The organism is Pseudomonas sp. GW821-FHT09A09, assembly GCF_059418405.1.
This window is the reverse complement of record NZ_JBWKPU010000036.1, coordinates 14,179-27,619: the sequence shown is the minus strand read 5'-3', so window position 1 is coordinate 27,619 and position 13,441 is coordinate 14,179. Positions and strand designations below refer to the sequence as shown.

Below are 13,441 nucleotides of genomic sequence, written 5' to 3'. Positions count from 1 at the left end.
ATACGGAATGTCTTCCTTGCTACGCGCCACCCTGATCACCCTGGCCCTGCTGGTCACCGCCGGCTGCACCAACAAGCCGATCCTCAACACCCAGCACGACCTGCCGGCCAACGCCCAGGTCAGTGAAGAGAAAATGAAGGTGATCATCGTCAACGCCCTGCAAAAGCGCGAATGGACGGTCCAGCGCCTGAGCCCGCAGCTGGTGCAGGCCGAAATCAATGTGCGTAACCAGTTTTATGCCGCCATCGACATCCGCTACACCCGCAACAGCTACGCCATCACCTACCGCGACAGCCGCGATTTGGGCTACAAGGACGGCACGATCCATCGCAACTACAACCGCTGGGTGAGCATGCTCGACCGCGACATCATGGCGGCGCTGCGTAGCAATGGCATGAATGAAGTGGGCTCGGCGGCGCAGTCGTTTGGGCAGACGGGCACCACCCAGTAAAGCTGAGGTTGTGGTTTCTCCAGAAACGACAAAGGGCGCCTTTCGGCGCCCTCTTCACAAACAGGTTGGCTTGTCATCGCCGCGTCCTGTCTGGCTCTACGATGGCTGGTTACCCAGGATCCTCAGAGTCTCACAAGCCCCTTTTCGGGAACACGGGCAGTATGCCTGAAGCAAAGACAGCTGGAAAATACCGACGATCAAATGTGGGAGCGGGCTTGCCCGCGAATGCGGAGTGTCAGTCGACACACCTGCCAACTGGCCCACCACATTCGCAGGCAAGCCAGCTCCCACAAAGAGCTGCTTCGTTTTAAAGTCCGTTTTTTATTGAATGGCCTTGCGCGTCAACAACTCCACAAACGCCTCTGCCATCGGCGTTTGCACGCCTTTGCGCTGCACTAGCCACACCGCCGTCATCGCCTCCTCATCCAGCAGCGTGCGATAGACCACCCCGTCGATCCGGATGCGCTGGTAAGACGCCGGCAGCACCGAAACCCCCAACCCCGCCGCGACCAAACCGATGATGGTCATGGCCTCCCCGGCTTCCTGGGCGAAGTGCGGGCTGAAACCGGCATCTCGCGCCAGGTTGATCAACTGGGCGTAGAGACCACTGCCATAACTGCGCGGGAAAAACACGAATGGCTCCTGCGCCAGCTGCGCCAGGTGCAGGCCTCGCTCGCTGCCTTGCACCAGTGGGTGGCCGGCGCTCAATACGGCCACCAATGGCTCGCGCATCAGCTCGACCACACTCAGGGAGTCCGGCAGCGGCAGTGGACGCATCAGGCCAACCTGGATCGACTCATCTACCAGGGAATCGGCCACTTCGGTGCTGCTCATTTCCTGCAGGTTCAGATGCACCGCCGGGAACGCCTGGCGAAACGCAAAGATCGCCTTGGGGATGCTGGCGTTGAACGGTGCCGAGGAGGTGAAGCCGATCTTCAGCTCCCCCAACTCGCCCAGTTGCGCACGCCGTGCCACATCGGAGGCTTTGTCGACCTGGGCCAGCACCAATCGCGCCTCGTGCAGGAACAGTCGCCCCGCCTCGCTCAGCTCAACCCGACGATTGGTACGCTCGAACAACCGCGCGCCCACTTCCTGTTCCAGCGCCTGGATCTGCTGGCTCAGGGGCGGTTGCGAGATGCCCAGCACCTGCGCGGCGCGGCCGAAATGCAGCTCTTCGGCGACGGCGATGAAGTACCGCAAGTGACGCAATTCCATGCAAACCTCATTAGGTCGTAAAAGCTCTCAAACAGGTCGAACAATATATTGGAAAGAATCATTAGCCAGCTATATTCTTTTTTGCAGTGCCGGTCCTGGCCTGCTCTTCCTCCCCGAGGTCCCCGTGAAAGCTGCTGTCGCTCCACTTGCTCAAGAAGCCCCGCCTACCGCCCTGGACGAAGTCGTCGCCCAGCTCAACGAGCAGTACATCGAAAAAGGCACGCCGATGTTCATGCGCACGGTGCTGGCGCTGTTCTCCGGTGGTTTCGCCACTTTTGCCCTGCTGTACTGCGTACAACCGATGATGCCGGCGCTGTCCCACGAATTTTCCATCAATGCGGCGCAAAGCAGCCTGATCCTGTCGGTGGCGACCGCGATGCTGGCGCTGGGCCTGCTGATTACCGGGCCGATCTCCGACACCCTGGGGCGTAAACGGGTGATGGTTTCTGCGTTGTTCTGCGCCGCACTCGCGACCATCGCCAGCGGCCTGATGCCGACCTGGGAAGGCATTCTGTTCATGCGCGCATTGGTGGGCCTGTCGCTGAGCGGCCTGGCCGCCGTTGCGATGACCTACCTGAGCGAAGAGATCCACCCGCAGCACATCGGCCTGGCGATGGGGCTCTACATCGGCGGCAACGCCATTGGCGGCATGAGCGGGCGGCTGATCATCGGCGTGCTGATCGATTTTGTAAGCTGGCACACCGCAATGCTGATCATCGGCGCCCTGGCCCTGATCGCCGCCACGGTGTTCTGGAAAATCCTCCCCGAATCGCGCAACTTCCGCGCCAGCAGCCTCAAGCCGCGCACCTTGCTCGATGGTTTTGTCATGCACTTCAAGGACGCCGGCCTGCCGTGGCTGTTTCTAGAAGCCTTCCTGCTGATGGGCGCGTTCGTGACGATGTTCAACTACATCGGCTATCGCCTGCTGGCCGATCCCTATGACCTGAGCCAGGCCGTGGTGGGCCTGCTGTCGCTGGTGTACCTCTCGGGCATCTACAGCTCGGCCAAAATCGGTTCACTGGCCGACCGCCTCGGCCGCCGTCGCGTGCTGTGGGGCACCATCGTGTTGATGCTGGCCGGCATGGCGCTCACCCTGTTCACCCCACTGTGGCTGGTGGTGCCAGGCATGCTGATCTTCACCTTCGGCTTCTTCGGCGCCCACTCCGTGGCCAGTAGCTGGATCGGCCGCCGCGCAGTAAAGGCCAAGGGGCAGGCGTCGTCGCTGTACCTGTTCTGCTACTACGTGGGGTCGAGTATTGCGGGGACGGCGGGCGGGTTCTTCTGGCACTTTGCCGGGTGGAACGGGATTGGGGCGTTTATCGTGGCGCTGTTGATTGGCGCGTTGCTGGTGGCGTTGAAGCTGGCGAAATTGCCGCCGTTGGGAGACGTGAAGGTCTAAGGCTATTTGCTTTTATGTGGGAGCTGGCTTGCCTGCGATAGCGGCGGTGAATTCAATGCAGCTATCGCAGCGGTGCGACGATTCGACGAGCCAGCTCCCACATTTTGACTTGTGTTCAGGCATGAAAAAGCCCGGTATCAAACCGGGCTTTTTTTATTCGTGATACTGCGCCGACAGCTCATGCACCGCACGCAGGAACGCGCCCGCATGCTCCGGGTTCACTTCCGGTGTGATGCCGTGGCCCAGGTTGAACACGTGCCCGGTGCCCTTGCCGTAGCTGGCCAGGATGCGGCCGACTTCGGTGCGGATCGCTTCCGGCTTGGCGTAGAGCACGGTCGGGTCCATGTTGCCTTGCAGTGCGACGCGGTTGCCCACGCGCTGGCGGGCTTCGCCCAGGTCGCAGGTCCAGTCCAGGCCCAGTGCATCAGCACCGGAGTCGGCGATGCTTTCCAGCCACAGGCCGCCGTTCTTGGTGAACAGGATGACCGGCACTTTGCGGCCTTCGTGTTCACGGATCAGGCCGCTGACGATCTTGCGCATGTAGGCCAGGGAGAACTCCTGGTACGCCGCTGCCGACAGGTTGCCGCCCCACGTGTCGAAGATCTGCACCGCTTGCGCGCCCGCCATGATCTGGCCGTTGAGGTAGGAGGTGACCGACTGCGCCAACTTGTCCAGCAGCAGGTGCATGGCTTGCGGGTTGTCGTAGAGCATGGCCTTGGTCTTGCGGAAGTCTTTCGACGAGCCGCCTTCGACCATGTAAGTGGCCAGGGTCCATGGACTGCCGGAGAAGCCAATCAGCGGCACGCGGCCGTTGAGCTCGCGGCGGATGGTGCTGACGGCGTCCATCACGTAACCGAGGTCCTTGTGCGGATCAGGGATCGGCAGGGCTTCGATGTCAGCCAGGGTGCTCACGACTTTCTTGAAACGCGGGCCTTCGCCGGTTTCGAAGTACAGGCCTTGGCCCATGGCGTCAGGGATGGTGAGAATGTCGGAAAAGAGGATGGCCGCGTCCAGTTGCGGGTAGCGGTCCAAAGGCTGCATCGTGACTTCGCAGGCGAACTCCGGGTTCATGCACAGGCTCATGAAATCACCGGCGTTGGCGCGGCTGGCGCGGTATTCCGGCAGGTAGCGACCGGCTTGGCGCATCATCCACACAGGGGTGACGTCCACGGGTTGCTTGAGCAGGGCACGAAGGAAACGGTCGTTCTTGAGGGCAGTCATGTCGGCATCCGCAAAAAAAGTGCGGGCATTTTCTCAGAGCCAGACGCAAAAGGCACGGAGTGAGCCGTGCCTTTTGTCTATCGGGTCAATTTGTCGCAATGACTGGCGTCGCAAACCCCAATGTGAAATGGGGTTTGTGTGGGAGCTGGCTTGCCTGCGATGGCGCCGGTGAATTCACCACCGCTATCGCCGGCAAGCCGGCTCCTACAGGACGCGTTCCAATCAGACCTGCAGGTAATCCAGGATCCCTTCGGCGGCGTTGCGGCCTTCGAAGATCGCGGTCACCACCAGGTCAGAACCACGCACCATGTCGCCACCCGCGAAGATCTTCGGGTTGCTGGTCTGGTGCTTGTACTGGCCTTGTTCCGGGGCTACGACGCGGCCCTGGCTGTCGGTCTGGATCTGGAACTGCTCGAACCACGGCGCCGGGCTTGGGCGGAAACCGAAAGCGATGACCACGGCGTCGGCCGGGATGATCTCTTCGGAACCCGGGATCGGCTCGGGGCTGCGGCGGCCACGGGCGTCCGGCTCGCCGAGACGGGTCTCGACCACCTTCACGCCTTCGACACGGTCTTCACCGACAATGGCAATCGGCTGACGGTTGTAGAGGAATTTCACGCCTTCTTCCTTGGCGTTCTTCACCTCTTTGCGCGATCCCGGCATGTTGGCTTCGTCACGACGATAGGCACAGGTCACCGACTTGGCACCCTGGCGGATCGAGGTACGGTTGCAGTCCATCGCGGTGTCACCACCGCCCAGCACCACAACCTTCTTGCCTTTCATGTCGACGAAGTCTTCCGGCGACTTTTCAAAGCCCAGGTTGCGGTTGACGTTGGCGATCAGGAAGTCCAGCGCGTCGTAGACGCCTGGCAGGTCCTCACCGGCAAAGCCGCCCTTCATGTAGGTGTAGGTGCCCATGCCCATGAACACGGCATCGTATTCTTCGAGCAGTTGCTCCATGGTCACGTCTTTGCCGATCTCGGTGTTCAGGCGGAACTCGATGCCCATGCCGGTGAACACTTCGCGACGGTTGCTCAGTACGGTTTTTTCCAGCTTGAACTCGGGGATGCCGAAGGTCAGCAGGCCACCGATTTCCGGGTTCTTGTCGAACACCACCGGGGTCACGCCGCCGCGTACCAACACGTCCGCACAACCCAGGCCAGCAGGACCGGCACCGATGATGGCGACGCGCTTGCCGGTTGGCTTGACCTTGGACATGTCCGGGCGCCAGCCCATGGCAAACGCGGTATCGGTGATGTACTTCTCCACCGAACCGATGGTCACCGCGCCGAAGCCGTCGTTGAGGGTGCACGCACCTTCACACAGACGGTCTTGCGGGCACACCCGGCCGCAGACTTCCGGCAGGGTGTTGGTCTGGTGCGACAGCTCGGCGGCAGCGAGGATGTTGCCCTCGGCCACCAATTTGAGCCAGTTGGGAATGAAGTTGTGCACCGGGCACTTCCATTCGCAATACGGGTTACCGCACCCCAGGCAGCGGTGGGCCTGGTCGGCCGAGTGCTGGGGTTTGAAGGGTTCGTAGATTTCCACGAACTCTTTCTTGCGTTGACGCAACAGTTTCTTCTTCGGATCTTTGCGCCCGACATCGATGAACTGGAAGTCGTTATTCAGACGTTCAGCCATGTTAAAACCTCATCAAACTCTTCAGGCGCATATCACTGCGGGTTGGCACGGATGCTGGAAAGCAACGATTTCAAGTTGGCAGCCTTGGGCTTGACCAGCCAGAAACGACGCAGGTAATCATCGAGGTTCTCGGCGAGGTTGCGGCCCCATTCGCTGCCGGTTTCCTCGACGTACTCGTCCAGCACGTGCTGCAAGTGGTTCCGGTAGGATTCCATGGCTTCGCCGCTGATCCGCTGGATCTCGACCAACTCGTGGTTGACCTTGTCGACGAAGGTGTTGTCCTGGTCGAGCACGTAGGCGAAACCGCCGGTCATGCCCGAACCGAAGTTGTAACCGGTCTTGCCCAGTACCGCGACAAAGCCCCCGGTCATGTACTCACAGCAGTGATCGCCAGTGCCTTCCACCACGGTGTGGGCACCGGAGTTGCGCACGGCGAAACGCTCGCCGGCAGTACCGGCGGCGAACAGCTTGCCACCGGTGGCGCCGTACAAGCAGGTGTTGCCGATGATGGCACTGTCCTGGGTCTTGTAGACGCTGCCTTTAGGCGGAACGATCACCAGCTTGCCGCCGGTCATGCCCTTGCCCACGTAGTCGTTGGCGTCGCCTTCCAGGTACATGTGCAGGCCACCGGCGTTCCACACGCCAAAGCTCTGGCCCGCAGTACCCTTGAAGCGGAAGGTGATCGGCGCCTTGGCCATGCCCTGGTTGCCGTGCTTGCGTGCGATCTCACCGGAGATGCGCGCGCCGATGGAACGGTCGCAGTTGCAGATATCCAGTTCGAACTCGCCACCGCTGGCTTCGCTGATTGCGCGACCGGCGATGTCCACCATCTTCTCGGCCAGCAGGCCTTTGTCGAAAGGCGGGTTGCGGTCCACACCACAAAACTGCGGTTTGTCAGCCGGGATGTGATCGCTGCCGAGCAACGGCGTGAGGTCCAGGTGGTGCTGCTTGGCGGTCTGGCCTTCGAGGATTTCCAGCAGATCGGTACGGCCGATCAGCTCTTCGAGGGAACGCACGCCCAGCTTGGCCAGCCACTCACGGGTCTCTTCGGCGACGTAGGTGAAGAAATTCACCACCATGTCGACGGTGCCAATGTAGTGATCCTTGCGCAGCTTCTCGTTCTGAGTGGCGACGCCAGTGGCGCAGTTGTTCAGGTGGCAGATGCGCAGGTATTTGCAGCCCAGGGCGATCATTGGCGCAGTCCCGAAGCCGAAGCTTTCGGCGCCGAGGATCGCAGCCTTGATCACGTCGAGGCCGGTTTTCAGGCCGCCGTCGGTCTGTACACGCACCTTGCCGCGCAGGTCGTTGCCGCGCAGGGTCTGGTGGGTTTCGGCCAGGCCGAGTTCCCACGGTGCGCCAGCGTACTTGATGGAGGTCAGCGGCGAAGCGCCGGTGCCGCCGTCGTAGCCGGAGATGGTGATCAGGTCGGCATAGGCCTTGGCCACGCCAGCGGCGATGGTGCCCACGCCGGCTTCAGCTACCAGTTTCACCGAGACCAGCGCCTGCGGGTTGACTTGTTTCAGGTCGAAAATCAGCTGCGACAAGTCTTCAATCGAGTAGATGTCGTGGTGCGGTGGAGGCGAGATCAGGGTCACGCCCGGCACGGCATAACGCAGCTTGGCGATCAGGCCGTTGACCTTGCCGCCTGGCAGCTGGCCGCCTTCACCGGGCTTGGCGCCCTGGGCCACCTTGATCTGCAGCACTTCGGCGTTGACCAGGTATTCCGGAGTGACACCAAAGCGGCCGGTCGCGACCTGCTTGATTTTCGAGCTCTTGATGGTGCCGTAGCGCGCCGGGTCTTCACCACCTTCGCCGGAGTTGGAACGCGCACCCAGGCGGTTCATGGCTTCGGCCAGGGCTTCGTGAGCCTCAGGCGACAAGGCGCCCAGGGAGATACCGGCGGAGTCAAAGCGCTTGAGGATCGACTCCAGCGGCTCGACTTCGTTGATGTCCATGGCTGTGTCCAGGGTCTTCACCTTGAACAGGTCACGGATCATCGACACCGGGCGGTTATCCACCAGCGAGGTGTATTCCTTGAACTTGGCATAGTCGCCCTGCTGCACAGCGGCTTGCAGGGTGTTGACCACGTCCGGGTTGTACGCGTGGTATTCGCCACCGTGCACGAACTTCAGCAGGCCGCCTTGCTGGATCGGCTTGCGCGCGCTCCAGGCTTCGGCTGCCAGGGCTTTCTGCTCGGCTTCGATGTCGACGAAACGCGCGCCCTTGATGCGGCTTGGCACGCCACGGAAGCTCAGTTCGCAGACCTCTTCGGACAGGCCGATGGCTTCGAACAGTTGAGCGCCGCGATAGGACGTGACGGTGGAGATGCCCATCTTCGACAGGATCTTCAGCAAGCCTTTGGTGATGCCTTTGCGGTAGTTCTTGAACACCTCGTAGAGGTCGCCCAGCACTTCACCGGTACGGATCAGGTCGCCCAGCACTTCGTAGGCCAGGAACGGGTACACCGCCGAGGCGCCAAAGCCGATCAACACCGCAAAGTGGTGCGGGTCACGGGCGGTGGCAGTTTCGACAAGGATGTTGGAGTCGCAGCGCAGGCCTTTCTCGGTCAGGCGGTGGTGCACCGCGCCGGTGGCCAGGGAGGCGTGGATCGGCAGCTTGCCCGGGGCAATGTGACGGTCGGTCAACACGATCTGGGTACGGCCGGCGCGCACGGCTTCTTCGGCCTGGTCGGCGACGTTGCGCACAGCGGCTTCAAGGCCGAGGCTCTCGTCGTAGTTCAGGTCGATGATCTGACGGTCGAAGCCCGGGCGATCCAGGGTCATCAACGAGCGCCATTTGGCCGGGGACACCACAGGCGAGCTGAGGATCACGCGGGACGCATGCTCAGGGGATTCCTGGAAGATGTTGCGCTCGGCACCGAGGCACACTTCCAACGACATCACGATGGCTTCGCGCAGCGGGTCGATCGGCGGGTTGGTCACCTGAGCGAACTGCTGGCGGAAGTAGTCGTACGGCGTGCGCACGCGCTGCGACAGCACGGCCATCGGCGTGTCATCGCCCATGGAACCGACGGCTTCATAGCCTTGCTCGCCGAGCGGACGCAGCACCTGGTCGCGCTCTTCGAACGTGACCTGGTACATCTTCATGTACTGCTTGAGCTGGTCGACATCGTAGAAAGCCGAACCGTGGTCGTTGTCTTCCATGGTCGCCTGGATGCGCAGGGCGTTCTTGCGCAGCCATTGCTTGTACGGGTGACGCGACTTCAAGCGGTTGTCGATGGCGTCGGTGTCGAGGATCTGCCCGGTTTCGGTGTCCACGGCCAGGATCTGGCCAGGGCCTACGCGGCCTTTGGCGATCACGTCTTCGGGCTTGTAGTCCCACACGCCGATTTCCGACGCCAGGGTGATGAAACCGTTGGTGGTGGTGACCCAGCGCGCCGGGCGCAGACCGTTACGGTCGAGCAGGCACACTGCGTAGCGACCGTCGGTCATGACCACGCCGGCCGGGCCGTCCCACGGCTCCATGTGCATCGAGTTGTACTCGTAGAACGCACGCAGATCCGGGTCCATGGTTTCGACGTTCTGCCACGCTGGCGGAATGATCATGCGCACGCCACGGAACAGGTCGATACCACCGGTGACCATCAGCTCGAGCATGTTGTCCATGCTGGAGGAGTCGGAACCCACGCGGTTGACCAGCGGGCCGAGCTCTTCCAGGTCCATCAAGTCGTTGGTGAACTTGGTGCGACGGGCCACGGCCCAGTTGCGGTTACCGGTGATGGTGTTGATCTCGCCGTTGTGGGCGAGGAAGCGGAACGGCTGGGCCAGCGGCCATTTCGGCAGGGTATTGGTGGAGAAGCGCTGGTGGAACACGCAGATCGCGGTTTGCAGGCGCTCATCGCTCAGGTCTGGATAGAAGGCGGTGAGGTCCGCCGGCATCATAAGGCCTTTATAAATGATGGTCTTGTGGGAAAAGCTGCAGATGTAGTGGTCGGTGTCGGCGGCGTTGGCCACGGACGAGCGACGACGGGAGCTGAACAGCTTGATCGCCATGTCCTGGTCGCTCAGGCCGTCACCTGCGATGAACACTTGTTCGATCTGCGGCAGGCGCTCCAAGGCCAGGCGGCCGAGTACGCTGGTGTCGATGGGCACTTTGCGCCAGCCGACGAGTTGCAGGCCGGCAGCCAGGATCTCGCGGTTCATGTTCTCGCGAGCAGCTTCGGCTTTGACCGGGTCCTGGTTGAAGAACACCATGCCCACGGCGTATTGCTTGGGCAGGTCGACTGCAAATTGCTCTTTTGCGACAGCACGCAGGAACAGGTCGGGCTTTTGAATCAGCAAGCCACAACCGTCACCGGTCTTGCCGTCGGCGTTGATCCCACCGCGGTGGGTCATGCAGGTCAGGGCCTCGATGGCCGTTTGCAAAAGGGTATGGCTGGGCTCGCCCTGCATGTGGGCTATCAGGCCGAAACCGCAGTTATCCTTGAATTCATCGGGTTGGTACAGACCTGCTTTCATAGACACTTTCTCACCAGGCTGCCTCTTATATCGAGGCAAATTTCTTTTCAATTCAACCGGTTACCTTCCACGCCGAACGTACGCCGGCTTAGCGGGGGCAAAAGGGAGGTCATTGTACACACCGACACGAACGCTCACAAATTTAGCGACGAAATGTCGCAAATCTATGTCGCATTTATGAAAGGTTTAAAGCGATATGCTGTGCTAGTCAAAACTTTTTTAGTTCGGACCGCTACGACTCAAAAGCTACTGTGACGCAGACACCACAAAGCGCGCGGCCTTCAGGGCTGCACGCTGTTGTAGTTTTTTTGAGGTGCCGGGAGGGCGGCCTGGGTAAGGCCGCCGGATCTTCAGCGAGTTGTTGCGAGTTCTTGTTGAACGCTGGCAACAGTGCGTGGCCAAGGTTTACCAGCCTGAACCTTCGCTGGCAAGGCCTTGATAGCAGAATCGGCTGCTGCACGGCTGGAGAAGTTGCCGTAGGTGATCACGTAGAGAGGCTTGCCGTTGAGCACTTTCTTGAAATAACGGTACTCGCCGCCCTGCTCTTTCACGAACGCCTGGGCGTTGGCTTCGGAGCTGGTGCCGAGGATCTGCACCACGAAGTTACCGGTCGGCTGGCTGGCGTACCAGCTGCCGCCCGCAGCGCTGGCCTTGGCAACGGTGGCGGCCGGTTTTTCAACAGGCTTGGCCGCTGGAGCTGGCTTAGCCGCTGGCGCAGGGGCAACCGGCTTGGTCACAGGCGCCGGCTTGGCGGTGGCCACGGTCGGCGCAGGGGTCGGCTTGGCAACCGCCGCTGGCTGGCCCGCTGGCACGCCTGCAGGCGGTGCAGTGGTGGTCACGGTTGGCGGCGTCGCGCTGGAGCCTTCCACCGGCACCCCATCGTCGCCTTCGGAGATACCACCGGCCTCTTCAGCCAACGGGCCGCGCATGACCGGCTGACCGACCATCGGCAGGTTGGTCGGCTGGCCGGAGTTGGCAAATTCGACATTTGGCGTGGGTTTGCCCAGAGGCAACTGCGCCTGTTCGGTTGGCGCGCCGGCAGTCGTCGGTGCCTTGCTGCGGCCCGGGATCAACCAGGCGGCGGCTACAGCAACCACGACAACCGCGGAAATAGCCAATACGTGCTTCTTAGGCATAGTGAACCCCATCTTTGGACGCTTCACCGCGGAGCGGCTGGCAATCATGGCTTCGATCATTGCATCGCGGGCAACCTGGTTGATGGTGCCAGGCCAGCCGTCGGAGCTTTCGTGAATATCAGAGATCTGCTGGGCGGAGAAAAGTTCGATGCCCGCCCCCGCACCTTCCAGGCGCTGAGCCAGGTATTCGCGGGTTTCTTCCTCTTCGTACGGTTGCAGCTCGATGACGTGAAACAGCTCTTGCTCACCGCTGATCTGCTCCAGATCGGCGATCAACGACGACTCACCGAACAGGAATACATGCGGACGGCCTTCCGGCGTGCCCGCTGCCAGCGCCAGCAGCGCTTCCAGGGCGGATTCGTCGAGCTGCTCGGCGTCGTCTACCAGCAGGTAGACTTCCTGGCCAGTGAGACCCAGCTGAACAACCTGCTTGAGGATCGCGTTCGGCTCGGCAGTGGCCACGTCCAGTGCCTGGGCGACCTGGCGCAGCACGCCCGCCGCATCACCGGCACCACGGGCCGATACCACCACGCTCTGTACCGATTGCTTGTTGGTGCTGGCCACCAGCGCCTGGCGCAGCAGGGTCTTGCCGCTGCCCAATGGGCCGGTTACCACCAACAACAGCTGGCTGTAACGCGCCAGATGGTGCAGCTGGCCGAGCACTGGCTTGCGCTGGGCCGGGAAAAATTTGAAACCAGGCACCCGTGGAGCAAAAGGGTCGTGGCTTAACTGGTAATGGCCGAGGAACGCCTCGTCGGCATGCAAACTAGTCATCGGGATCTTATTAACCTTTAAGCTGGGCCAGGGCGCGGTAATCCGCTCCCAGCGTGGCCTGTAAAATCTCTTTCGGATAATCGTCGGTCACCACCGCCTCACCCATGTGGCGCAGCAGCACCAGTCGCAGTCGACCGTCGATCACTTTCTTGTCTATCGCCATGTGTTCGAGGAAATCCGCCTCGGTCATTTCTTCCGGCGGGATGACCGGCAACCCGGCGCGCTGGAACAGGCGAATGCCGCGATCACGCTCCTGGGCGGTGATCCAGCCCAGGCGCTGCGACATCTCCAGCGCCATCACTGTGCCAGCCGCCACGGCCTCTCCATGCAACCACACACCATAGCCCATGTGCGTTTCGATCGCATGGCCGAAGGTGTGGCCCAGGTTCAAGGTGGCCCGCACGCCAGACTCTCGTTCATCGGCATTCACCACCAACGCCTTGGCGGCGCAGGAGCGGGAAATGGCTTCGGTGAGTGCAACCTGGTCCAGGTTGCGCAGGGCGTCGACGTGCTCTTCAAGCCAGGTCAGGAACGGTTCGTCGCAGATCAGCCCGTACTTGATGACTTCCGCCAGGCCCGCCGACAGCTCGCGGGGCGGCAAGGTGTTGAGGGTGGCAGTGTCGATCAGCACGGCATTGGGCTGGTAGAACGCGCCCACCATGTTCTTGCCCAGCGGGTGGTTGATACCGGTCTTGCCGCCCACCGACGAATCGACCTGGGACAACAGCGTGGTCGGCACCTGGATAAAGTCCACACCGCGCTGGTAGCAGGCGGCCGCGAAGCCGGCCATGTCGCCGATCACACCGCCGCCCAGGGCAATTACGGTGGTGCGGCGATCATGGCGTGCGGTCAGCAGGCCATCAAAAATCAGTTGCAGGGTTTCCCAGTTCTTGTGGGCTTCGCCATCGGGCAGGATCACCGAGATCACCGAGTACGCCGCCAGGCTGCGGCTCAGACGCTCAAGATACAGCGGCGCGACCGTTTCGTTGGAGATGATCGCCACTTGCCGCCCCGCGATATGCGGTGCCAGCAAGTCGGGGTTGTCCAACAAACCTTCGCCAATATGGATTGGGTAGCTGCGCTCGCCTAGATCGACCTTAAGTGTCTGCATGTGTCCCCGCGTGAA

8 protein-coding genes are annotated in these 13,441 nt (G+C 61.6%); 2 read left to right on the top strand and 6 right to left on the bottom strand.

Annotated features, from left to right (window positions below; genetic code table 11):
* Positions 1-7 precede the first annotated feature (7 nt).
* Positions 8-451 (top strand): hypothetical protein, encoded by a 444-nt coding sequence (locus AC07OV_RS24985; protein ID WP_494998575.1) that lies wholly within the window; start codon positions 8-10, stop codon positions 449-451.
* A 321-nt stretch (positions 452-772) separates the two neighbouring features.
* On the opposite strand, the gene AC07OV_RS24980 is transcribed toward AC07OV_RS24985, so the two are convergent.
* Positions 773-1,666, bottom strand: a complete 894-nt coding sequence (locus AC07OV_RS24980) for a LysR family transcriptional regulator (protein ID WP_176997221.1) — start codon at positions 1,664-1,666, stop codon at positions 773-775.
* A 124-nt stretch (positions 1,667-1,790) separates the two neighbouring features.
* On the opposite strand from AC07OV_RS24980, the gene AC07OV_RS24975 reads away from it, so the two are divergent.
* Entirely contained in the window at positions 1,791-3,065 is a 1,275-nt protein-coding gene (locus AC07OV_RS24975; RefSeq protein WP_494998574.1) for an MFS transporter, read from the top strand.
* Positions 3,066-3,218: 153 nt separating this feature from the next.
* On the opposite strand, the gene hemE is transcribed toward AC07OV_RS24975, so the two are convergent.
* The 5 genes from hemE to aroB all read right to left on the bottom strand — a co-directional run bounded on the left by hemE (position 3,219) and on the right by aroB (position 13,426).
* Complete coding sequence (gene hemE, locus AC07OV_RS24970; RefSeq protein WP_494998573.1) at positions 3,219-4,286, bottom strand: uroporphyrinogen decarboxylase; 1,068 nt, start codon at positions 4,284-4,286, stop codon at positions 3,219-3,221.
* 222 nt (positions 4,287-4,508) lie between these two features.
* Positions 4,509-5,927, bottom strand: coding sequence for an FAD-dependent oxidoreductase (locus AC07OV_RS24965; protein ID WP_010213750.1), 1,419 nt, complete (start codon positions 5,925-5,927; stop codon positions 4,509-4,511).
* Between the two features lie 32 nt (positions 5,928-5,959).
* Positions 5,960-10,405: a glutamate synthase large subunit gene (gene gltB / locus AC07OV_RS24960; protein WP_176997226.1), complete on the bottom strand. Its 4,446-nt coding sequence runs from the start codon at positions 10,403-10,405 to the stop codon at positions 5,960-5,962.
* A 350-nt stretch (positions 10,406-10,755) separates the two neighbouring features.
* Positions 10,756-12,315, bottom strand: a complete 1,560-nt coding sequence (locus tag AC07OV_RS24955; RefSeq protein WP_495093178.1) for an SPOR domain-containing protein — start codon at positions 12,313-12,315, stop codon at positions 10,756-10,758.
* A 10-nt stretch (positions 12,316-12,325) separates the two neighbouring features.
* On the bottom strand, positions 12,326-13,426 hold the full coding sequence (gene aroB, locus AC07OV_RS24950; protein ID WP_495093177.1) for a 3-dehydroquinate synthase: 1,101 nt from the start codon (positions 13,424-13,426) through the stop codon (positions 12,326-12,328).
* Positions 13,427-13,441: the final 15 nt, after the last annotated feature.